Source organism: Dactylosporangium sp. CA-052675 (genome assembly GCF_050947935.1).
In the GTDB taxonomy this organism is placed as follows: Bacteria; Actinomycetota; Actinomycetes; order Mycobacteriales; family Micromonosporaceae; genus Dactylosporangium.
Map to the genome: position 1 here is coordinate 7,407,717 of NZ_CP192010.1, position 21,772 is coordinate 7,429,488.

General features: G+C 74.0%; 21 protein-coding genes and 1 pseudogene. 13 read left to right on the forward strand and 9 right to left on the reverse strand.

Annotated elements, in window-relative coordinates; all coding sequences use genetic code 11:
* The first annotated feature begins 58 nt into the window (after positions 1-58).
* The 8 genes from ACQP1P_RS32945 (at position 59) to ACQP1P_RS32980 (ending at position 7,303) form a co-directional block, all read left to right on the forward strand.
* Positions 59-1,585, forward strand: coding sequence for an NAD(P)-binding domain-containing protein (locus ACQP1P_RS32945; RefSeq protein ID WP_433076830.1), 1,527 nt, complete (start codon positions 59-61; stop codon positions 1,583-1,585).
* Positions 1,578-2,954 carry a class I adenylate-forming enzyme family protein gene (locus ACQP1P_RS32950; protein ID WP_433076832.1) on the forward strand — a complete coding sequence of 459 codons (1,377 nt, stop codon included), beginning with the start codon at positions 1,578-1,580 and terminating at the stop codon, positions 2,952-2,954. Before ACQP1P_RS32945 ends, ACQP1P_RS32950 begins: the two co-directional genes overlap by 8 nt.
* 104 nt (positions 2,955-3,058) lie before the next feature.
* Positions 3,059-3,265: a DUF7489 domain-containing protein gene (locus tag ACQP1P_RS32955; protein WP_433076834.1), complete on the forward strand. Its 207-nt coding sequence runs from the start codon at positions 3,059-3,061 to the stop codon at positions 3,263-3,265.
* The gene (locus ACQP1P_RS32960; protein WP_433076836.1) at positions 3,258-3,815 is read left to right on the forward strand and encodes a dihydrofolate reductase family protein; all 558 of its coding nucleotides are present in this window, start codon (positions 3,258-3,260) and stop codon (positions 3,813-3,815) included. The genes ACQP1P_RS32955 and ACQP1P_RS32960 overlap by 8 nt, the downstream gene beginning before the upstream one ends.
* 580 nt (positions 3,816-4,395) lie before the next feature.
* Positions 4,396-5,100 carry a hypothetical protein gene (locus ACQP1P_RS32965; protein ID WP_433076838.1) on the forward strand — a complete coding sequence of 235 codons (705 nt, stop codon included), beginning with the start codon at positions 4,396-4,398 and terminating at the stop codon, positions 5,098-5,100.
* Between the two features lie 37 nt (positions 5,101-5,137).
* Complete coding sequence (locus ACQP1P_RS32970; protein ID WP_433076840.1) at positions 5,138-5,935, forward strand: AIM24 family protein; 798 nt, start codon at positions 5,138-5,140, stop codon at positions 5,933-5,935.
* A gap of 7 nt (positions 5,936-5,942) precedes the next feature.
* Positions 5,943-6,839, forward strand: a complete 897-nt coding sequence (locus ACQP1P_RS32975) for an AIM24 family protein (RefSeq protein ID WP_433076842.1) — start codon at positions 5,943-5,945, stop codon at positions 6,837-6,839.
* Between the two features lie 26 nt (positions 6,840-6,865).
* A complete protein-coding gene (locus ACQP1P_RS32980; protein WP_433076844.1) occupies positions 6,866-7,303 on the forward strand; it encodes a family 43 glycosylhydrolase in 438 nt (145 codons plus the stop codon).
* 25 nt (positions 7,304-7,328) lie between these two features.
* Here ACQP1P_RS32980 and ACQP1P_RS32985 read toward each other — a convergent pair whose 3' ends face one another.
* Positions 7,329-7,865: a GtrA family protein gene (locus ACQP1P_RS32985; RefSeq protein WP_433076846.1), complete on the reverse strand. Its 537-nt coding sequence runs from the start codon at positions 7,863-7,865 to the stop codon at positions 7,329-7,331.
* Positions 7,866-8,033: 168 nt separating this feature from the next.
* On the opposite strand from ACQP1P_RS32985, the gene ACQP1P_RS32990 reads away from it, so the two are divergent.
* Positions 8,034-8,291, forward strand: coding sequence for an acyl-CoA-binding protein (locus ACQP1P_RS32990; protein ID WP_433076847.1), 258 nt, complete (start codon positions 8,034-8,036; stop codon positions 8,289-8,291).
* Positions 8,292-8,301: 10 nt separating this feature from the next.
* Here the strand turns inward: ACQP1P_RS32990 and ACQP1P_RS32995 are convergent, their stop codons facing one another.
* The 3 genes from ACQP1P_RS32995 to ACQP1P_RS33005 all read right to left on the reverse strand — a co-directional run bounded on the left by ACQP1P_RS32995 (position 8,302) and on the right by ACQP1P_RS33005 (position 11,586).
* Positions 8,302-9,915 carry a thiamine pyrophosphate-binding protein gene (locus ACQP1P_RS32995; protein WP_433076849.1) on the reverse strand — a complete coding sequence of 538 codons (1,614 nt, stop codon included), beginning with the start codon at positions 9,913-9,915 and terminating at the stop codon, positions 8,302-8,304.
* 1 nt (position 9,916) lies between these two features.
* On the reverse strand, positions 9,917-10,678 hold the full coding sequence (locus ACQP1P_RS33000; protein WP_433076850.1) for a cyclase family protein: 762 nt from the start codon (positions 10,676-10,678) through the stop codon (positions 9,917-9,919).
* 206 nt (positions 10,679-10,884) lie between these two features.
* On the reverse strand, positions 10,885-11,586 hold the full coding sequence (locus tag ACQP1P_RS33005; protein ID WP_433076852.1) for a TioE family transcriptional regulator: 702 nt from the start codon (positions 11,584-11,586) through the stop codon (positions 10,885-10,887).
* Positions 11,587-11,651: 65 nt separating this feature from the next.
* On the opposite strand from ACQP1P_RS33005, the gene ACQP1P_RS33010 reads away from it, so the two are divergent.
* The 4 genes from ACQP1P_RS33010 to ACQP1P_RS33025 all read left to right on the forward strand — a co-directional run bounded on the left by ACQP1P_RS33010 (position 11,652) and on the right by ACQP1P_RS33025 (position 15,651).
* A complete protein-coding gene (locus ACQP1P_RS33010; protein WP_433076854.1) occupies positions 11,652-12,494 on the forward strand; it encodes an alpha/beta fold hydrolase in 843 nt (280 codons plus the stop codon).
* 74 nt (positions 12,495-12,568) lie between these two features.
* A complete protein-coding gene (locus ACQP1P_RS33015) occupies positions 12,569-13,369 on the forward strand; it encodes a S1 family peptidase (RefSeq protein WP_433076856.1) in 801 nt (266 codons plus the stop codon).
* 55 nt (positions 13,370-13,424) lie between these two features.
* Complete coding sequence (locus tag ACQP1P_RS33020; RefSeq protein ID WP_433076857.1) at positions 13,425-15,020, forward strand: mucoidy inhibitor MuiA family protein; 1,596 nt, start codon at positions 13,425-13,427, stop codon at positions 15,018-15,020.
* 82 nt (positions 15,021-15,102) lie between these two features.
* Positions 15,103-15,651: a snapalysin family zinc-dependent metalloprotease gene (locus ACQP1P_RS33025; protein ID WP_433076859.1), complete on the forward strand. Its 549-nt coding sequence runs from the start codon at positions 15,103-15,105 to the stop codon at positions 15,649-15,651.
* Here the strand turns inward: ACQP1P_RS33025 and ACQP1P_RS33030 are convergent.
* From ACQP1P_RS33030 to ACQP1P_RS33050, 5 genes and pseudogenes are all read right to left on the reverse strand, one after another.
* Positions 15,639-17,174, reverse strand: a complete 1,536-nt coding sequence (locus ACQP1P_RS33030; protein WP_433076862.1) for a glycosyl hydrolase family 95 catalytic domain-containing protein — start codon at positions 17,172-17,174, stop codon at positions 15,639-15,641. The genes ACQP1P_RS33025 and ACQP1P_RS33030 overlap by 13 nt on opposite strands.
* Positions 17,175-17,283: 109 nt before the next feature.
* Positions 17,284-17,979 (reverse strand): annotated as a pseudogene (locus ACQP1P_RS33035) (glycoside hydrolase family 95 protein); the annotation flags it as partial.
* Positions 17,976-19,856: a beta-galactosidase gene (locus ACQP1P_RS33040; RefSeq protein WP_433076865.1), complete on the reverse strand. Its 1,881-nt coding sequence runs from the start codon at positions 19,854-19,856 to the stop codon at positions 17,976-17,978. The gene ACQP1P_RS33040 and the pseudogene ACQP1P_RS33035, both read right to left, overlap by 4 nt.
* A 4-nt stretch (positions 19,857-19,860) precedes the next feature.
* Entirely contained in the window at positions 19,861-20,793 is a 933-nt protein-coding gene (locus ACQP1P_RS33045; protein WP_433076866.1) for a carbohydrate ABC transporter permease, read from the reverse strand.
* Positions 20,783-21,769, reverse strand: a complete 987-nt coding sequence (locus ACQP1P_RS33050; protein ID WP_433076868.1) for an ABC transporter permease — start codon at positions 21,767-21,769, stop codon at positions 20,783-20,785. Before ACQP1P_RS33050 ends, ACQP1P_RS33045 begins: the two co-directional genes overlap by 11 nt.
* Positions 21,770-21,772: the final 3 nt, after the last annotated feature.

Genomic DNA, 21,772 nt, shown 5'->3' on the forward strand with positions numbered 1-21,772 from the left:
GCGACGCTAGAGCCCGATTCTCAGAGCGCTCTGAAATCGGCTCGTTACGGTGCGCCGCATGACGCTGGACTACCTCATCATCGGAGCCGGCCCGGCCGGGCTGCAGCTGGCCGCCCTGCTGGAGCGCGACGGCCGCGACTACCTGGTGCTCGAGGCCGGGACGGCGCCGGGGACGTTCTTCGCCACCTACCCGCGGCACCGCACGCTGATCTCGATCAACAAGGTGTGGACGGGCTCCGAGGACCCCGAGTTCAACCTCCGGGCCGACTGGAACTCGCTGCTGAGCGACGACCCCTCGCTGCTGTTCAAGCACTACAGCCGCCGGTACTTCCCGCAGGCCGACGACCTCGTCCGCTACCTGGCCGACTTCGCGTCCCGCCTGAACCTGCGGATCCGCTACGGCACCCGGGTCTCGCGTGTGGCCTTCGGCGACGGGCTGTTCGACGTCGACGGCATCGCCGCCCGCCGGGTCGTCGTCGCCACCGGCGTGTCCGAGCTGTACGTGCCGCCGATCCCCGGGGCCGAGCTCGCCGAGCGCTACGACACCGTCAGCGTGCGCCCGGAGGACTTCACCAACCAGCGGGTCCTCATCATCGGCAAGGGCAACTCCGCCTTCGAGACCGCCGACGCCCTGCTCGAGACGGCGGCCGTCATCCACGTCGCCGGCCCGCACTCGATCCGGCTCGCCTGGCAGACGCACTACGTCGGGCATCTGCGCGCGGTCAACAACAACTTCCTCGACACGTACCAGCTCAAGAGCCAGAACGCCGTGCTGGACGGCACCGTCGAGCGCATCGAGCGCCGCCCCGGGGGCGGGCTGCGGATCGACCTGCGCTACGCGCGCACCGTCGAGCAGCCGCGGCGGCTGGAGTACGACCGGATCATTTTCGCCACCGGGTTCCGCTTCGACGCCTCGATCTTCGACGACTCGGCCCGGCCCCGGCTCGCCATCGACGACCGCTTCCCGGAGCAGACCAGCGCGTTCGAGTCGGTCAACGTGCCCGGGCTCTACTTCGCCGGCACCCTGACCCAGCAGCGCGACTTCAAGCGGTCGACCAACGGGTTCATCCACGGCTTCCGCTACGGCGTGCGGGCCCTGCACCGCATCCTCGCCCTGCGCCACCACGGCACCCCGTGGCCGTCGTCGCGGGTCGAGGCCTCGCCCGAGGGGATCGCGGACGCCGTCATCGCCCGCGTCAACCGCACGTCGGGGCTGTGGCAGCAGTTCGCGGTGCTCGCCGACGTGGTGCTCGCCGACGGCTCGTACCTCGAGGAGGTGCCCGTCGCCTTCCTGCGCGACGGCGGCCTGGGCCCGGACGTGTTCGCGTTCGTGACGACACTGGAGTACGGCCCCGGCCACGACACCGTCGACCCGTTCGACATCACGGTGCCCCGCATCGCCGAGAACGACGCGGCCGCCGCGCACGAGGCCGCCTACCTGCATCCCGTGGTGCGGGCGTACCGCGGGGCCGAGGTCGTCGCCGAGCACCATCTCGCCGAGAACCTGGAGAACCACTGGGACCTGCCGGCGGTACACCGGGAGCCCCTGTCACGGTTCGTCAAGGGCGTCCTCGCCGATGCCTGACGAGGACACCAGCGAGGACATCTGGCCGCAGCCGGTCCTCGATCTGCTCGCGACCGGCGACGACCGGCCCGTGTTCGAGGACGGCCCGTCGGTCGTGACGGCCGCCGCGATGGCCGGTCTCGTCCGGCGGATCGCGGCCGGGCTGCGGTCCCGCGGGGCCGGACCCGCCACGCCGGTGGTCCTGACGACGGGGGTGAGCGCCGCCGCGTTCGCCGCGAACCTGGCCGCGTTCGCCGTCGGGGCCACGGTCTCGGGGCGGCCCTTCACCGACGGCGAGCTCGTCGTGGACGACGCCCGGCTCGCGTCGTGGCTGGCGCTGCCGGACGACGGCGGGCCGCTCGTCGCCGCCGGGCGGCCCGGGGACGTCGCCCGGCTCACCTGGACCAGCGGCAGCACCGGCCGGCCGAAGGGCTGCGCGCAGACGTACGCGGCGATGAGCGCGGCCTGGGCGCCGTACCCGGACCGCTGGCCGCCGGCGGTCGCCGAGCTCGCCTCGCGGCTGCGGCGCTACCTGGTGTTCGGGTCGCTCGCCTCGCAGGTGATGCTGGAGTACGGCATCCTGACCCTCGCCGCCGGCGGGACCCTGGTCGCGGCGCGGCCGCCCGGCTTCCCGGACATGATCTCGCGGCACCGGGCGACCGGGAGCGTCATCACCGTGGGCAAGCTGCACCAGCTCGTGCGCGCCCAGCGCTCGTCGCCGGCCGACCTGTCGTCGCTGCGCGCGCTGCTGGTGTCGGGGTCGCCGCTGGAGCCGGCGCGGCTCGCCGAGGCCCTGGACGTGCTCGGACCGGTCGTGTTCCACGGGTACGGGCAGACCGAGACCGGCATGATCGCCATGGCCACGCCGTCGGAGATGCTGGCCGACCCGGCCGTGCTCGCCAGCGTCGGGCGCCCGCCGGCCGGGCACGACCTGTCGATCCGCGACGGCGAGCTGTACGTGCGCACGCCCGCGCAGGCCTGCTGCTACTGGGGCGACCCCGCCGAGACCGCCGACGTGTTCCGCGACGGGTGGGTGCGGACCCGGGACCTGGCCAGCCTGGACGATCGCGGCTACCTGCACCTGTCGGGCCGCGCCCGGGACGTCGTGATCGTCAACGCGGAGCTGGTCTACGCCGGGCCGATCGAGCGCGTGCTCGGCTCGGACCCGTGCGTGGCCGAGGCCTACGTCGTCGCCCGGCCCTCGTTCGAGACCGGCGAGGCGGTGCACGCGTTCATCGTGCCCGCGCGCGGCCGCACGCCGGACCTCGCGCGCCTGCGCTCGCTGGTGGCGGCCGCGCTCGGCGAGGCGGCGGTGCCGCGGGCGATCGAGGTGATCGCGGAGGTGCCGCTGGCTCCGAGCGGCAAGCCGGACAAGCGCGCGCTGCGGTGACGGCGCTTCGGGCCGGGCCGGGCGGCGTCTCATCCTGAAGTCGTAGGCGCAAGACCCGACTCGTGTCGGAGGCGCCGGTTCGCGCGTTTTCGTACGGTTGGTACATGACCAAGAACGAAGGCAACTGGAGCGGAACCGTCGCCAAGAAGTCGCGGGCGCTGCTCGACGGCTCGAACCTCTACCGGCGCCTCGAGGTGCGGCTCGACGACGGCACGACCCTCGACGTCAAGGTGGACCGGGACCTGTGGAAGGAGCTCGAGGTGGGCGACCGTCTCGTGCGGCGCGAGGGCGAGCAGCCCCGCCGTGGCTGAGCGCAGGGTGGTGCTGTACGAGCTGCTCTCCCTCGACGGCGTGGCCGACGAGCCCGGCGAGGGCCAGTGGTTCGTCGACGCGGGCGAGGGCCTCCTGGACAACCTGGCGCGGGTGATCGCGGATCAGGACACCGTGCTGCTGGGCCGGCGCACCTACGACAAGTGGGCCCCGCACTGGCCGGGCTCCACGATGCAGCCCTTCGCCGACTTCATCAACACCACGCCGAAGATTGTGTTCTCGGCGGACGCGCCCCGCTACGACTGGGCGGCGACCACGCACGTCACGGGCCCGGCGGCGCCGTACGTCGCCGAGCTCAAGCGCGCCCCCGGCGGCGACATCGGCATCCACGGCAGCCTCACGCTCGCGCGGGCCCTGCTGCGCGAGCACCTCGTCGACGACCTGCGCCTCGTCGTCTCGCCCAGCCTCGCCGGCCCGGGCGCGCGGCTGTTCGACGACGCCGGCGGCCTGCAGCGCTTCGAGCTCGTCGACGCCGGCCGCTCGGGCGGCTGCCTGCTGCTGCACTACCGCCGGCACACGTCCCCGGGCTGAGCGCCGGACGCCTCGGGTCGCCGGACTCCCGCTCCAGCACCATGAGCGCCTGGAAGTCCACGGCGATGTGCGAGTAGGCGGCGGCCGGCTCCGTCACGAAGCCCCCGGACACGGTGGCCGCGAAGCGCACCGGCTCGTCGGCGCGGACGCCGCCGGGAGCCGCGGACGGGCTCACTGTCAGCGGGACCGTGCCGGTCGACCGGACCTCCTGGGCGCCGGGGTCGCCCGGGACGTAGCGGCTGCGCAGCCCCTCGTGCCGGGCGGGACCGGCAGATGCTGGTGGAGTTGGGCCGCCGGGGAGTCCGGGGCGTCCGCGAGCCACGTGGCCACATCGAGCTGACCGACGGTGAGCGGTCCGGAGACGGAGCGCTGTCCGCGCAACCCCACGGGGATCACCTGCACCTTGAGTGCCGATGGTGCGCATCACATCGAAAGATCACCATCGACCGGCCGGACCACCCGTTTTTCGAAAACCCGACACAGCGCGGGCTTCGGTCCTGGTTGCGGCCGGTTCGGCGGTACCGCCGCACGGTGGATCTCGGGTAGTGTGCGCGAGGCATTCGGCGAGAGGACGAGGACCATGACGCAGAACGGGATGCGACAGTACGACGAGCGCATGGCGGGCCCCGGCGTCATGCAGCAGCCGGGCGAGGTGCCCCCGGGCATGGCCGGCGACCAGGCCAAGGCGCTCGCGGTGCTCACCATGGCCCAGCGCACCGCCGAGGAGCACATCAACACGGCGATCACCGAGGCCGAGCAGATCCGGGCCGAGGCGCACGCCAACGCCAACGCGATCATCACCGACGCCCAGGCCCAGGCCGGCGCCCTGCGCGAGGAGGCCGAGAAGATCCTCGGCCGGGCCCGCAGCGCGGCCGAGAAGATCGCCCGCGAGGCCGAGGCGTATGCGGCCGACACCGAGCGCAACGCCGGCGAGGTGCTCGCCGACGCCCAGGCCCGCGCCGAGGACATCGTGCGCGAGGCCCAGGACAACGCCTACGACATCAAGCAGCGCGCCGAGCAGATCTACGAGGACGTCGTCGGCGGCCTCACCTCGAAGCGGCAGGCGCTCCAGCAGCAGATCGAGGCGCTGGAGCGCTTCGACCAGGAGTACCGCTCCCGCCTCACCGGTTTCATGCAGCAGCAGATGCGCGCCCTGTGGGTCGGGCAGCCGCAGGTCGCCGGGGCGCAGCAGGAGTTCCAGGAGACCGGGGCGGTCGCGGGCGAGCTGCTGCCGGCCCAGCGCGCCGCGCACGAGGACGAGCGGGAGCCGCAACCCGCCGAGTGAGGCGAATTCTCAGCTTCCACCGGCTAGCTTGCGCCGCGTGGAGCGGATCGAGTGCCAATGGTGCCGGCTGCAGAACGCGCCCGGGGCCACATCCTGCATGACGTGCGGCGCGCCGCTCGACGTCGCGAACCTGGTGAGCGACTCGGGCTGGCGCGAGGCGCCGCGGCTGCGCGACATGACCGAGTTCCGGTTCTCCAACTCGGTCGCGCAGGTCGAGGGCGAGCTCGTCCCCGTCATCGACATGGCGCTCGCGCCCGGTGACGCGGTGTACTTCGAGCACCACGTCCTGCTGTGGAAGGACGAGCAGACCCCGGTCACCGCGATGCCGACGGGCGGGGGGATGCGCCGCGTGTTCGGCGGCATGCCCTTCGTGCTGACCCTCGCGCACGGGCCGGGCCGCGTCGCGTTCTCCCGCGACTCCCCCGGCGAGCTCGTCGTGCTGCCGCTGCACCCGGGCATGGAGCTCGACGTGCGCGGGCACGCGTTCCTGCTCGCCACGCACACCGTCGGCTACGACTTCATCCGCATCCAGGGCCTGGCCAACGTGCTGCACGGCGGGAACGGGATGTACCTCGACCGGTTCGTCACGCAGTCCGCGCCCGGGCTGCTGGTGCTGCACGGCTACGGCAACGTCTTCGAGCGGTACCTGCGCCCCGGCGAGAAGATCCTCGTCGAGCCGGGCGGGTTCCTCTACAAGGACGCGTCCGTCGGCATGCAGGCGGTGCAGATGCCGGTGAAGACCGGGCTCATGCGCCGCGGCATGTACCTGGCGGAGATGACCGGCCCGGGCCGGGTGGGCATCCAGTCGATGTACGTGCACCACCACGCGGAGTGAGGGCGCGATGAGCACGGGTGTTCCCGAGGGCTGGACCGTCTGCCGGTACTGCCGCATGCCCCACCCGCCCGCCGGGCCCTCGTGCCCGAACTGCGGCGCGGCGCTGGACGTGCGCCAGGTCCGGACCCGCTCCGGCTGGATCGAGCAGCCGCCGGTCAAGGACATGGCCCGCATCCAGTTCGGCCAGTCCCGCGTGCAGATCGAGGGCAAGTACGTCCCCGTCGCCGACTTCACCCTCTCCGGCCAGGAGTGGATCTACTTCTCCCACCACGCGCTGCTGTGGACCGAACCCGGCGTCCAGCTGGGCAACACCTCGCTCGCCGGCGGCTGGAACCGGATGCTCGCCGGGCTGCCGCTGATCATGGTGGAGGCGCGGGGCCCGGGCCGGCTGGCGCTGTCCGGCGACTCCCCGGGTGAGCTCATCGCGCTGCCGCTGATCCCGGGCCGGCACGTGTGGACCCGCGAGCACCGGTTCCTCACCGCGACCGGGAACATCACCTATACCTGGCAGCCGACCGGCATCTGGTACGACACGGGCACCGGCGACGACCGCGAGACGCACTATCCGCTGGGGCAGTACGGCGACCTGTTCTCCGCCCAGCAGGGCCCGGGGCTGCTGCTGCTGCACGCGCCGGGCAACACGTTCCTGCGCGACCTCGCGCCGGGCGAGACGATCCTCGTGCAGCCGGGGGCGCTGCTGTACCGCGACGTGTCGGTCCAGGCCCACCTGCACCTGGAGTACCCGCACGGCACCCAGCGCGTCTCGTGGCGCTCGTCGTTCAGCCAGCGCAACATCTGGCTGCGGCTGATCGGCCCCGGGCGGGTCGCGGTCTGCTCGGTGTTCCATCACACCAGCTCGCAGAGCATCACGCGCAACTCCGCCGCAACCGTCCAGCGCTGGTAAGTTTCCGGCGAGCTTGACAACCATCGATGCGTAGGGCGCTCATCGCCCTCAACCCGTCCACCGGGCTGCGGGCCGACGGCACGGTCCGCTCGATCGCCCAGCGCACCGGCTCGTCGACGGCCGTCGAGGCGCCGTACATCTTCCGCCACGGCGGCTACTACTACCTGTGGGTCTCGTTCGACCTGTGCTGCCGCGGCGCCTCGAGCACCTACCGCGTCATGGTGGGCCGCTCGGCGAGCATCACCGGGCCCTACACCGACCGCAACGGCACCGCGATGACCTCGGGCGGCGGGACGCAGGTGCTGGCGACCCACGGCGCCATCCACGGCCCGGGCCACCAGGCGGTGCTCGCCGACAACGACGGCGAGGTGCTGTTCTACCACTACTACAGCACCAGCGGCGCGTCCTACCTGGGCATCAACCTCATCGGCTACGACGCGGCGGGCTGGCCCTTCGTGTACTGACGCGCGCCGCGCTCCCGCGGCGCGCTCACCGCGCCGCGGGAGGCGGGCCGGCGACGGCGCCCGAGGCCGCGGCCGCCACCGGCTCGGCGCCGGCCGGGTCCCCCGCCGCCGCGGCGGGGGCGTCGCGGAAGACCCACCAGCGCGAGAGCGTGTACGTGAAGATCGCGACGACGCCCGCGGCGAGCAGGCGCGACAGGCGGACGTCGAGGCCCAGCTCGTACAGGCCCGAGGAGACGCCGACGGTGATGCAGTAGTCGCCGACGGCCACGACGGCGAAGCGCACCACCTGCCCGCCGACCGGCGCGTGGGAGCGGAAGTTCACCGTGCGGTTGAGCACGAAGTTGAGCGCGAACGCGGCCAGGTAGGCGATCGACACCGCGACCGGGATCGGCAGGTGCGTGGTGCGGCGCAGCGTCATGAGGATCGCGAGGTCCACGGAGAAGGTGAACGCGCCGAGCATCGCGAAGCCCGCGAGCTGGCGCGGGAGCAGCTTGCGCAGCCGGGGCGGCAGGCGGTCGACCCATCCGGTCAGCATGTCGCCGGCGCGCTCCGCTGCGGTCATGGACCGTATCCTGCCCTACGCGCGTGAAGCCGGGGCGGAGACCCAGCGAACACTGCCGCCGGCGATTGTCGGCTCCGCGACTGCCGCGCAGGAGGCTCCCGGGTGACCCGCGGGACGCGCGATTCGAGGCGTGAGCGGTGGCGGCGTGCAGGGGATAAGGTCGGACGCATGTCGGTGAGCGAGGACTTCCAGCAGGCCCAGATCGACGTGAAGAAGCTCGGCGCCCGGCCCGGCAACGATGTGTTGCTGAAGCTGTACGCGCTGTACAAGCAGGGCACCCACGGCGACGCGAGCGGCAGCCGGCCCGGGATGTTCGACCTTACGGGCCGGGCCAAGTTCGACGCGTGGAAGTCGGTGGCCGGCACGGACCAGCAGGAGGCGCAGCGGCAGTACGTCGAGCTCGTCCGCCGGCTCCAGGGCCTGTGACCCGCGTGGCTCAATGGCCGCGGAAGGCCTCCTCCAGCCACCAGGAGCCGCGCGACGCCGTCACCTTGGCGTCGATCAGCAGGGGGCGGTCGCGGGGGCCGTCCAGCCAGGCGCGCACCGGGGCCAGGTCGGCCGCGCGGCGCACCACGACGCCCTCGCAGCCGTAGCCGCGCGCGATGGCCGCCAGGTCGGTGTCCGGGAACGTCACCGTCTCCAGCGGGTGACCGTGGGGGCCGAAGTGGTGGACCTCGGCGCCGTACGCCGCGTCGTCGTACACCACGATCACCATCGGCAGACCCAGCCGTACGACGGTCTCCAGCTCCGAGATGCCCATCAGGAACCCGCCGTCGCCGAGGGCCGCGACCGGGAGCCGGTCGGGGCGGGCCACGGCGGCGCCGATCGCGGTCGCCAGGCCCAGGCCGATCGACTGGAACGCCTGGGTGAAGCAGAAGCCGGCGGCGTCGGGCACGGTGAGGTACATCGACGGGTAGCCCATGAAGTTGCCCGAGTCCACGCTGAGCGTGCGCGCCGCGGGGAGCAGGTCGTCCAGGGCGATCGACAGGGTGCGGGGGTCGATGCGGCCGCCGCCGGACAGGTCCTCGAACGGCTCGTCCCGCCAGCGCATGCTCGGCAGCGCTCGCGTGCGGTAGCCGGTCGAGGCCGGCACCGCGGCGAGCACCGCCGTGGCCGTGGCGGCGGCGTCGCCCAGCACGCCCAGGCCGGTGTGCAGCGCGTCCGGGTCGACGTCGACCTGCGCCACCGCGGCCCCGGGGGCGATCAGCCGCCCGTGCCGGGTGGTCCACATGTTCAGCGAGCAGCCCCACGCCACGACCGCGTCGGCGCCGGCGATGCGCTCGGCCGCGGCGGGTGAGGCGAAGCCGCCGGCCACGTCGAGGTACCAGGGATCGCCGTTGAACAGGCCCTTGGCGACCGCCGAGGTGGCCAGCAGCGCCCCGCACCGCTCGGCCAGCGCCGCGATCGCCGCCGCGGCACCGGGATCGCGGGCGCCGCGGCCGGCGATGAAGACCGGGCGCCGGGCGGCGGCGAGAAGATCCGCCAGGGCGCGCACCGAGGCCTGATCCGGCCGGTGTACCGGCGGCAGGACCGCTGCCGCCGGTACACCGGCGACATCCGCGGTTGCTGCGGCCTGCACGTCCAGCGGCAGGCTCACGAGCACCGTGCGGCGCTCGATGCGGGCCCGGCGGGCCGCGCGCAGCACGTCGGCGACCGCGCTCGCCGGGGTCGCCGCGCGCTCGAACGCGGCGCCGATCCCGGCCGCGAGCGCGGCCTGGTCGAGGCGGAAGTTCGAGCGGGCACCGGCCGCGCCCGTGTCCGCGGCGAGCGCCAGCAGCGGCGTGCGGCTCTTGGCCGCCTCGGCGATGCCGGTCAGCGCGTTGGTCACGCCGGGGCCCTGGTGCAGGCTCAGCACGCCGAGCCGGCCCGAGGTGCGGGCGTAGGCGTCGGCCATGACCGCCGCGCCGCCCTCGTGCCGCGCGGCGACGAACCGGGCGCCCGCCGCCACGAGGGCGTTGGTCAGGTGGAAGTTGCCGCTGCCGACCACCCCGAAGACGCACTCGACCCCGGTGGCGGCCAGGGCCCGGCCGATCGCCTCGGCGACGAGCATGTCAGCGCTCGACCAGGGCGAGCACCCGCGCCGGGCTGCCGGAGCCGCGCACGATCGGCAGCGGGCCGGCGACCACCACGGCGCCCCGGGCCGGCAGGCGGTCCAGGTTGCGCAGCTGCGTCAGCCCGTACTTCCCCGCGCCCAGCAGGAACGAGTGGCACGGGAACGGCGGGTCGAAGGAGTGCGCGGCGCCCGCGTCCGTGCCGACCGTCTCGACGCCCAGGCCCAGGATCGGGGTCTCCTCGGCCAGCCACCTCGCGCACGCCGGGGAGATGCCCGGGGTGTTGCCCGCGTTGCGGTACGCGGCCTCGTCGTCGCCCCGCGCGTCCCAGCCGGTGCGGTAGAGCAGCCAGCCGCCGTCCGGCAGCGGCCCGTGCTCGGCCGTCCAGGCCCGCACGTCCTCGATCTCCAGCAGATAGCCGGGGTCGGCCGCGGCCCGGTCGGCCCGGTCGATGACGACGGCGGGGGCGAACAGCTTGCGCGCGGGCACCTGGGCCACGTCCTCGCCGTCGCGGCCCGTCACCCAGTGGATCGGCGCGTCGAAGTGGGTGCCGGTGTGCTCGCCGGAGCGGAAGTTGTTCCAGTACCAGGCCGGGCCGCGCTCGTCGTAGCGGCTGATCTCCTCGAACTCGAAGCGCCAGGTGTTGCCGAACGGCTCGGGCAGCTGCAGGATCGGCGTGTCGTTGCTCAGCGGGGCGGTGAGGTCCACGACCTCGACCGAACCGGCCGCCACGGCCTGCACCAGATCGTTCAAGAGCGACATGCCGCGACCGTAATTGCCGCGCCCGAGCCGTCGCAAGGGTGCCCACACCCCGGCTCACCCGCGACCGGCCGATCGGGGTGCGGGGACGGAAAACGCAACCGTTATGACAAACGTGTGACTGTCTGCCGTGCGGCTGGCGCGAACCCGGCGGCGCAGCTAACATGATCGATGAGTCCGGCGTCTTCCCCCGTGGATGCCGGACTCCTTTATGTCTGCCCCACCTCGCGCAGGTAGTCGTCCAGCAGACCGGCCGCCGTCAGCATCGCCCGGGCGCGGGCCGAGTGCCGCGAGCGCCACGTCTGCAGCGTCGACGCCAGGGCCTGCGGGCCGCCGGCCGCGCGCACCTGGCGGACCACCGCGGCGATGTGGGCCAGTAGGTAGCCGCCCCGCCGCAGCAGGTGGGCCAGCTCCGCGTCGCGGACGTCCGCGGGGTCGTACACCCGCTGGCGCGTGGCCCGGTCCCGCCGCGGGGCCAGAATCCCGGCCCGCTCCCACTTGCGCAGCGTCGCCGGCTTCACCCCGAGCCGGTGGGCCAGCGCGCCGATCGGCAGGGGCTGCCCGGCCGGGGGCGGCAGCGGGGCGGCCAGGACCCGGGCCGCCGACTCCACGCCGTCCAGGGTTTCGCGGTCGCGCAGCAGCTGGGCGTGGCTCGCGTCCAGGCGGCGCAGGGCACCGTCCACGTCGCCGGCGCCGACGGCCCGCATCACGTCCCCGGCGACCGCGTGGCCGTGCGCGGGGACCAGGGCCAGGAAGGCGCGCAGGGCGGCCGCGTGGACGTGGGTGTAGCGCCGATAGCCCGAGTCCGTGCGCGTAGCCGGCGGCAGCACGCCGTCGCGCTCGTAGTTGCGCACCGACTGCGCCGAGATCCCGTGCTCCCGGGCCAGGTCCACCGGCCTTTGAGGCTTCATCGCGGCATCTCCAGGCAATACGCGGCCAAAGTCTCACAAGGAGGTTCAGCGATACGGTAAAGGTCATGCTAGTACGACTCCACGACGGCTCGGCCGTCGACGCCGAGGTCCACGGCACCGGCCCCACGGTGCTGCTGCCCGCCGATCCGAAGCCGGTCGAGGGCCCGAAGGCCGACGAGCTGCGCCGGTGGGGTGCCGACCCGGCGCTCGGGCGGCGCCTCATCGACGGTCTCACCCGGCGCGGCCTGCGGGTCGTCGCGTTCGACTACGAGGGGCACGTGCTCGCCGAGCCGAAGCCGGACACGCTCACCCCCGACAACGTCTGCGCCGACATCCTCGCCGTGGCGGACGCGACCGGTTCGGAGCGCTTCGCCTGGTACGGGTACAGCTGGACCGCCGTCAGCGGCCTCCAGCTGGCCGCGCGCACGGACCGGCTCACGGCCCTGGTGATGGGCGGCTGGCCGCCCCTGGGCGCCCCGTATGCGGCCATGCTGCGGGTCACGACGGCCACGCACGCGATGGCGGTGAGCCCGCCGGCCGTGCCCGAGCAGACCGGCAACGCGTGGGCCGACGCCGAGTTCACCATGTCGGAGCCCGAGACGCGGCAGTTCATGACGCTGTACCAGGGCCTGCAGGACTTCGACGAGCGCGCCGCCCTCGCGAAGGTGCGCTGCCCGCGGCTGTGCGTCGTCGGCGGGGCGGACCGCATCGCCTACGACGGTCGCTGGGGCGGGGTCACCGTCGACCTCGCGGCGCCGGTCACGGCCCACCGGGCCGAGCTGGAGTCCCTGGGCTGGGAGGTCCACGTCCTCGACGGCCTCGACCACATGGGCGCGATGCAGGCGAGCGCGGTCCTGCCCGTCCTGGCGCCGTTCTTCGCACGAGCGCTCCGCGACGAAACCCAGTAGTCATCGCGCGATGCTGCGGACCGGCGCTCGTGACGGTAGGCTGATACATCGACGTTGATAACTGGAGGTTCGCCGTGCGCACTCTGGTTCTGCTGGCCGTGCTCGTGTTCGCCTCCGCCGCGGACGCCTCGCCCGGCGTGACGGCCTTCTCGCACACGCCCGGGACGGCGTGGTGGCACGACTCCGCGGGCCGGCTGGTGGTCGCCGCCGACTCGACGGTCTCCGGGCTCGCGGCCCTGACGCGGGCGGTCTCGCGCTCGGGCGGCACCGTGGTGCGCGAGCCCGGCGTGCTGCGCAGGCACATCGCCGGCGGCGACCCCTTCTACGGCGCGACCGGCGGCCGCTGCACGGCCGGCTTCAACGCGCGGGCGCTGCCGGACTCCTACGTGCTGGCCTCCGCGCACTGCGTGGGCGCCGTGGGCTCGACGGTGTACGCGAACGCGGCGCGCACCGTCGTCCTCGGCACCGTCGCCACCAAGAACACGCCGTACGACTACGCGCTGGTGCGGTACACGAACCCGGCCCTGCCCCACCCGAGCGCCGTGCAGCTGCCGAGCGGCACGCTCGCGCCCATCGCGAGCTTCGCCCCCGGCTACGTGGGCCAGGCGGTGACCCGGGTCGGCGCCACGACGGGCCTGCGTACGGGCACGATCACCGCGCTGAACGCGACCGTGAACTACGCCGACGGCATCGTGTACGGCCTGATCCGCACCTCGGTCTGCAGCGAGCCGGGCGACAGCGGCGGACCGCTGTTCGCGGGCACGCAGGGCATCGGGATGGCCTCGGGCGGCAGCGGCAACTGCACGAGCGGCGGCGTCACGTACTTCGCGTCGGCCTCCCGGGCCGCGACCGCCTACGGCGTCACCGCCTCCTGACCCTTCCGCGCGGTTCGCCGGGCCCGGGTGGAGTCCATGGGTTACCGTGCGCTGCGTGCAGAACTCGATCGACGCCGCCATCGTCGCGGTGACCGTGTACCCCTCGCAGGCCCGGGTCACGCGCCGGGGCCGGACCACGCTCGAGGCCGGCGACCAGCTCGTCGAGGTCGGGCCGCTGCCGCCGCGCCTCGACGCCGACTCGATCCGGGTCAGCGGGCGCGGGCCCGCGACCGTGCTCGGCGTCGACCTCGTGCTGCGCCGCCGGGACAAGCCGTCCGACACGACCGTCGCCGCGGTGACCGAGCAGCGGCGCCGCCTGGCCGCGGAGTCCGACGAGATCGAGGACGCCGAGACGGTCCTGCGCCAGCGCCAGGCGTTCCTGATCGCCCTCGGCGAGCGGGCCACCGGCGCCTACGCCCGGGCCCTGGCCGGCGGGGACGCCGCGGCCGAGTCGGTGACCGCGTTCTCGGCGACCATGGGCGGCGAGCTGGCCTCGGTGCTGGCCGGCCTCCGCGAGCTGCAGCGCCGCCGCGCCGAGGTGAGCGACCGGATCGCGGCGCTGGACCGGCAGCTGCGCGACCTGGACGGCAAGCGGGAGCCGGACGCGCACTACGCCTCGATCGCGCTCGCCGTCTCCGAGCCCGGCGCCGTCGAGCTCGACGTGTCCTACCAGGTGTCGGGGGCCGGGTGGCGCTCGACGTACGACGTGCGCCTCACCGGCGACACCCTCCAGCTGAGCTGGTTCGGGCTGGTCGAGCAGAGCACCGGCGAGGACTGGCCGGAGTGCGAGCTCGCCCTGTCGACCGCCCGCACCTCGGGCACGGCCGCGATTCCCGAGCTGTCGCCCTGGTACCTCGACCCGCTCCTGCCGCCGCCGCCCCCGGTCTACGCGTCGCGGTCCTTCGGCGGGGCGCCCGGTGGCCCCCCGCCCGCGCCGATGGCCGCCATGCCCAAGGCTCAGCCGGCGATGCTGGAGGCGGCGCTGGACCTGGCCGCCCCGATGGAGCTGGGCCAGGCGCGGGCCGAGGAGGGCGCGACCGCGGCCACCTACCGCCCCGCGCGCCCCGTCGCCGTGCCCGCCGACGGCACCACCGCCCGCGCCACGATCTCGGTGCTGGACCTGGCCGCGCGGCTCGACTACGTCACGGCGCCGGCGGGCTCCACCGACGTGCACCTGCGGGCCGTGGCGACCAACGCGTCCGGCCACACGTTCCCGCCCGGCCCGGCAGCGATCTTCCACGAGGCCGACTTCGTCAGCCGGACCGCGCTGCAGACGTGGGCGCCCGGCGAGGAGCTCGAGCTGGCACTGGGCCTCGACGACCGGGTGCGGGTCGAACGCGAGCTCACGAAGCGGACCGCGACGAAGGCGGCGCTGGGTTCGAGCCGCCGGCGCGAGGTCGAGTACCGCACCACGATCGCGAACTACACCGGCCGCGAGATCCGCCTGACCGTGCTCGACCAGCTGCCGGTGAGCCGCCACGACGGCATCACCGTGCGCGAGACCGCGATCGAGCCGGCGCCGGCCGAACGCACCGAGCTGGGCGTGCTCACCTGGCGCGCCGTGCTGGCGGAGGGCCAGCAGTACGTGCTGAGGCTCGGCTACCGCGTCGAGACCGGCAAGGGCATCGAGCTGTCCGGCTGGCGCGAGTAGTGGTATGAGCCCTTTGACATGTATCGGTAGTTGTCGATGAGTCTATAGCGTGGATCGGGCCCCGCCCACCAGGAGGTACCCGATGCTCAGACGCAGGCTCGCCGCCGCGCTGCTGGCCCTGGCCGCCCTCGCCGGCGTCCAGCTGGCGACCGGCGCCCCGGCGTTCGCCGCCACCCGCACCCTCTACTACGACTCCAGCACCGCCCAGGAGTTCGTCTCGGTCGTCGACCAGGCCGCGAGCCTGTGGAACACGAAGGTGACGAACGTGCGCCTGGTGAAGGCCACGGCCGGGCAGACCCCGAACATCCGGGTCTACGCGGACAACGGCTGGCCACGCACGTACACGACGTCGCTGGGCAACGGCCGCTGGTACATGGGCCGGGAGGCGGTGAACGACGGCTACTACAAGCTGCGCATCGCCACGCACGAGTTCGGCCACATCCTGGGCCTGCCGGACAACCGCACGGGCCTGTGCGGCGACCTGATGTCGGGCAGCAGCGCGCCGGTGTCCTGCACCAACGCGAACCCGAGCACGGCCGAGGCGGCCCAGGTCCAGCGCAACTTCGCGGCGGGCCTCGCCCCGGCCGTGGTCCCGGCGACCGGCGGCGCCGAGGTCGTCTACATCGGCTGACCGACCGGCCGGCGACCCAGCCGGTACTCGGTGCCCTCGCGGGCCGGCCAGCGCAGGCGGGTCCGGCCCGCGGGCGCGCCGCCGACCTCCACCGCCCCCGCCGGGGCGTCGGTGAACCCCTCCAGCTCGACGGTCAGCGGGCCGTTGGCCCCGGCGACGACCACGGCCTCGCGCAGTGCCCCGCCCGCCCAGGTCACCGACGCCGTGTGGCCGCCGCGGCAGCGGATGCCGCGCGCCGAGCCCGAGGGCCACGACGGGGGCAGCGCGGGCAGCAGTGACACGGCGCCGTCGTGGCTCTGCACCAGCAGCTCGGCCAGGCCCGCGACCACGCCCAGGTTGCCGTCGATCTGGAAGATCCGGCCGCTCGGGCGGCCCGCGTCCGGGTGCAGGGTCAGCAGCGAGGCCGAGCAGAGCTCGTCCAGCAGCGCCGCGATCGTGGACTCGGCCAGGGGCGCGTCGCGCAGGCGGGCGGCCAGGCACAGGATCCAGGCCCGGCTCCAGCCCGTGTGGCCCGAGCCGGCGGCCAGCCGGGCCCGCAGCGCGGTGCGGGCCGCGGCGAAGTCGGACGGCGTGCCGGTCTCGGTGATGCGGGTTCCCGGGTAGAGGCCGTAGAGGTGGGACAGGTGGCGATGGCCGGGCTCGCGCGGGGGGCGGTCGTCGTACCACTCCAGCAGCGCCCCGTCCGCGCCGGTGCCGACCGCGCGCAGGGTCGCCAGCGCCGTGGCCGCCTCCCGGGCCAGGGCCGCGTCGGCCGGGACGGGCCAGCGGGCCGACAGCGCCGCGAACCGGGTCAGCACCTCCCGCGCGAGCTCCTGGTCGAGCGTGCAGCCCCACGAGGTCGCGGCATATCCATCGGTACCGAATGCGAATTGGTGCTCCGGAGACGTCGACGGGCTGACGACCAGCGCGCCGCGGCCGTCGTCGACCAGCATGTCGAGCGTGAAGCGGGCGGCGGCGCGCAGGATCGGCAGGGCCACCGCGCGGCCGAAGTCCCGACCGGCGCCGAAGGCGAGGTGCTCCCAGGCGTGCGCGGACAGCCACGCCAGGGCCGACGGCCAGTTCGCCCACTGCGGGTCGCCCGGCACCGGCGCGGTGAACCGCCACAGGTCGGTGTTGTGGTGCGCGGCCGCGCCGCGGGCGCCGTAGTGGCGGGCCGCGGTCCGCTCGCCCGCCACGGCCAGGTCGCGGGCCAGCGCCAGCAGCGGCTCGTGCAGCTCCGGCAGCCCGGTGGTCTCGGCCGCCCAGTAGTTCATCTGCGCGTTGATGTTCGTCGTCCAGTTGCTGCTCCAGCCGGGGCGCACGTCGGCGTTCCAGATGCCCTGCAGGTTCGCGGGCTGGGTGCCGGGGCGGGAGCCGGCGACGAGCAGGTAGCGGCCGAGGTGGAACAGCCGCTCCGCGCCGGCGGCGCCGGGCGAGGCGGACAGGTCCAGGTCGGCGCGGGCGAACAGCCGCCGGTGGTCCTCGGCGTGCCGGGCCCGCAGCTGCTCGGGCGGCACGGCCAGGGCGCGGGCGAGGCGGGCCACGGCCGCGGCGGCGAGCGCGTCGAGGTCGGCGCCGGGCCGAGCGGTCCGGGCCGCGGAACCCGGTCACCGCGGCGAGCAGCAGGCGGGCCCCGTCGCCGTGGCGGCGGACGGCGGCGGCGAGCGCGAAGCCCATGCCGGCCGCGACCGAGCCGGCGGCGTCGGGCCGGTCGCCCGCGTACACCACCGGGTGCTCGTGGTCCGCGACGTAGCTGGGCACGACGTGGGCGGGGGCGCGGCCGGTCCACACGAGACAGTCGGGGTCGGCCACGCGGACCGCGCCCCGGCCCGGGTGCGGGGTGTGCAGGCGTGGCGCGATCGCCCGGGGCCCGGCGCCGGGGCCGGTCGCGGTGAGCACGAGCACGCCGTCGGGGGCGGACGCGAACGCGGTGAGCCGGACCGGGCCGGAGGCGCTGACGTACTCGGTCACCGCCTCCGCCCCGGCGAGGTCCAGGCGGCGGCGGTACCCCGCGACCGCGCGATGGTCGCCGTAGCGCCACTCGAGGCGGCCCAGCGGCTGGTAGGACTCGGTCCAGTCGGCACCCTGCAGCGCGCGGGCCAGCTCCTCGGCCCGCGCGTGCTCCCCGGCCGCGACGGCCCGCCGCAGCTCGGGCAGGACCCCCGACGGCCCCGGTCCACTGTGGACCGCGAGCGGGCCGCCCGACCAGAGCGTGTCGGCGTTGAGGTCCGCCGACTCGACGCCCGGGCGGCCGAAGAGCATCGCGCCCAGGCTGCCGTTGCCGATCGGGAACCCGTCCTCGAACTCCCCGGCCGGGGCGTCCAGGGCGATGGTGTACCGATCGCTCATGCCCCGGCCCGAATCCGCACCCGGCCGGAGCCGTGGTCGAGCAGGAACACGAGATTCCCGCGGCGCACGGCCTCGACCCCGGGCGGCAGGCCGTCGAGCACCGGGCGCACCCCGGCCTCGGCGCAGACCCGGGCGAGCAGCCGCGCGAGCGCGCCGGGCTCCGGGACGGTGGCGAGGTACCAGGCCCGGCCGTTGCGGAACACCAGGGGCCGCGCGTCGAGCGGGCCGCCCCGGGCGGACGCGATCACCTCCGCCGTGGTCGGCTCGGCCCACTCCGCCCAGGTGGACGCGGTGAAGTCGCCGACGGCGATCGGCCCGTCGAGGGGCCAGTGCTCCTCGACGCGCACGCCGACCACGTCCATGAGCAGCCCGGGCCAGCCTCCGAGGTGGACCCGCTCGTCGGCGTCGGCGACGCCGCTGAACGGCCCGAGCACGAGCGTCCCGCCGCCGTCCACATAGGAGCGCAGCGCATCGGCGACCGGCTCCGTCACCTGGTACAGGTTCGGCGCCAGCACGAGCCTGTAGCGGGACAGGTCCGCGTCCGGGCGGGCGAAGTCGCAGGTGATGTTGGCCCGCCACAGCGGCGCGTAGTACTCGGTGAGGCGGTCCACGTACCGGAACCCGGCGTGCGGCTGGTGCGGCAGCTCGGCCGCGCGCCAGGACTCCCAGTCGAGCAGGATCGCCACGTCCGCGGCGACGTCCGAGCCGAGCAGGCCGTCCGCGTCGGAGAGCTCCCGCAGGGCGGCACCGAGGGCGCACGCCTCGCGGAAGACCCGCGAGTCCGGCCCGGCGTGCGGCAGCAGCGCGCCGTGGGCCCGCTCGAGCCCCTGCCGGGAGGCGCGCCACTGGAAGTGCAGCACCCCGTCGGCGCCGCGGGCCACCGCCTGCAGCGACCACAGCCGGTTGAGGCCGGGCCGCTTCGGTGTCGCGATCTCCCGCCAGCTCGCGGCGCCCGGCGACTGCTCCATGAGCAGCCAGGGGCCGCCGCCGAGGGAGCGCATCACGTCCTTGGACATCGCGCCGCGCAGGGCCGCGTCGGGGTCGTTCGGGTCCGGGTAGGTGTCGAGGGAGACGAAGTCCTCCTCGGCGGCCCAGCGCCAGCCGTCGACGGGGCGGTAGAAGTCCATGAAGTTCGTCGTGACCGGCACGGCCGGGTTGCGGGCCCGCACGGCGTCACGCTCGGCGGTGTAGCACTCCAGCAGCAGGTCGGAGCCGAACCGCTGATAGTCCAGGTCCTGCGTGGGGTTGCCGACGTACTGCACGGCGAGCGGCGGCGTCACCTCGTCCCAGGCCGAGTAGCGCTGCGCCCACACGGCGGTGCCCCAGGCGGCGTTGAGCGCGTCGAGGCCGCCGTAGCGGGCCCGCAGCCAGGCCCGGAACCGCTCCGCGCAGTGGCCGCAGTGGCAGGTGGTGCCGTACTCGTTGCCGATGTGCCACAGCCGCAGGGCCGGATGGGCGGCGTAGCGGTCCGCGAGCGCCTCGGTGATCGCCAGCGCCGCCCGGCGGTACTCGGGCGCGCTCGGGCAGTAGTGGTTGCGGGAGCCGTAGTGCCGGCGCACCCCGTCCGGCCCCTGCGGCAGGGTGCCGGGGTGCCGGTGGCCGAGCCACGGCGGCGGCGACGCGGTCGGGGTCGCCAGCGCCACCCCGATCCCGCCGTCGTGCAGCAGCCCGAGCACGGTGTCGAGCCAGCCGAACTCGAGGCGGCCCGGCTCCGGCTCCAGCGCCGCCCACGCGAACACGCCGACGGTCGCCAGGTTCACCCCGGCCTGCCGCATCAGCCGCACGTCCTGCGGCCACACCTCCGGCGGCCACTGCTCGGGGTTGTAGTCGCCGCCGAACAGCAGCCGGCCGCGGGTCGCGTCGCCCAGCGCGGGCATCGGCTCAGCCCTTGATCGCGCCGACCAGCATGCCCTTGGTGAAGTGCCGCTGGACCAACGGGTAGACGAGGAGGATCGGGATGAGGGTCAGGGTGACCACCGCCATCTGCAGCGAGAGGGTCGCGATCTGCTGGTGCCCCGCGTACTGCCCGGTGCCGGTGGTCCCCGAGCCGGGCATGTTGGAGCCCTGCAGCGTGTACATGTACATGATCATCTGTAGCGGCCACTTGCCGTTGTCGGGCAGGTAGAGCAGCGCGTTGAAGAACGAGTTCCAGTAGCCCACGGCGTAGAAGAGGGTGATGACGGCCAGCACCGCGCGCGAGGTCGGCAGCACCACCGACCACAGGATGCGCCACTCCCCCGCGCCGTCCATCCGGGCGGCGTCGAGCAGCTCCGGCGCGGTACTGCTGAAGAAGCCGCGCATCACGAGGATGTTGAACACCGACACGGCCGACGGCAGGATCATCGTCCAGTACTGCCCGTAGCCGCCCAGCGCCGTGACCACGAGGAAGGTCGGGATCAGGCCGCCGCTGAAGAACATCGTGACGACCAGGAACAGCAGGATGTACCGGTGGCCGAACGAGCCGTGCCGGGACAGCCCGTAGGCGCACAGCACCGTCACCGCCATCGACAGGGCGGTGCCGACCACCGTGATCGCGAGGCTCACCAGCAGCGAGTGCGTGACGAGCTGGTTGGTGAAGATCTGGCGGTACGCCTCCAGGGTCAGCTCCCCGGGGACGGTCACCAGCCCGCCGGCCTCGTTGATCGCGGCCTGGGTCGAGAGGCTGGTGAGCACGATGGTCCACAGCGGCAGCAGGATCAGCACGCACACGACGACGAGGGTGATCCCCTTGACGCCCTGCCCGACCGGGCCGGTGCGCTCCTCCCAGGCCGGGCCGTGGTGCTTGCGACGGGGGCGTGCGATGTCAGCGGTCATCTCTGCGGTACAACCCATCCTCGCCGAAGGCGTGCGCGAGCCTGTTCGCGGCGAGCACCAGCACGAGGGACAGGATCCCCTTGAACAGGCCGGCGGCCGCGCCGTAGCTGAAGTTGTTGTTGACGACGCCGTAGTAGTAGGCGAACGTGTCGAGCACCTCGGAGGCGTCCCGGCCGACGGCCTGGCGCTGGATGAGCATCTGCTCGAAGCCGACGGTCAGCGCGTTGCCCAGCCGCAGCACGAGCATGAGCACGATGACGCTGCGCATGCCCGGCAGCGTGATGTGCCACATGCGCCGCCACTTGCCGGCCCCGTCGGCGGCCGCCGCCTCGTACAGGCTCTGGTCGATGGCGGCCAGCGCGGCGAGGAAGACGATGATGCCCCAGCCGGCCTCCTTCCACACGGCCTGGGCGGTGACCAGGTACTTGAAGGCGCCGGCGTTGGTCATGATGTCCCACGTCGCCCAGCCGTGCCGGCGCAGGAGGGTGTTGAGCGCGCCGGCGCCGCCGAGCATCTCCTGGAACACGGTGACGACGAGCACCCAGGAGAAGAAGTGCGGCAGGTACACCACCGACTGCACGAACGAGCGGACCCGGGCGTTCATGACCTCGTTGAACAGCAGGGCGAGCGCGATCGGGACCGGGAAGTACAGCACCAGCTGCACGGCGCTGATGACCAGCGTGTTCTCGAGCGCGTGCCAGAAGATCGAGTCGGTGAACAGGCGCTCGAAGTTGGCGGTGCCGATCCACTCGCTGTACCAGAACCCGCTGTAGATGTCGTAGTCCTGGAACGCGGTGACCAGGCCGAACATCGGCGCGTAGGCGAACACGGCGAGCAGCAGGACCGCCGGGACGGTCATGAGCAGCAGCGAGCGGTCGCGGCGCAGGCGGATGCGCCAGCGCCGGGGTCGGGGCGCGGCGGCGCCGCCGGCCTGCTCGGCCGGCGGCGCCGTCTTCGCGGGAGTCGTCGCGGTCACCGG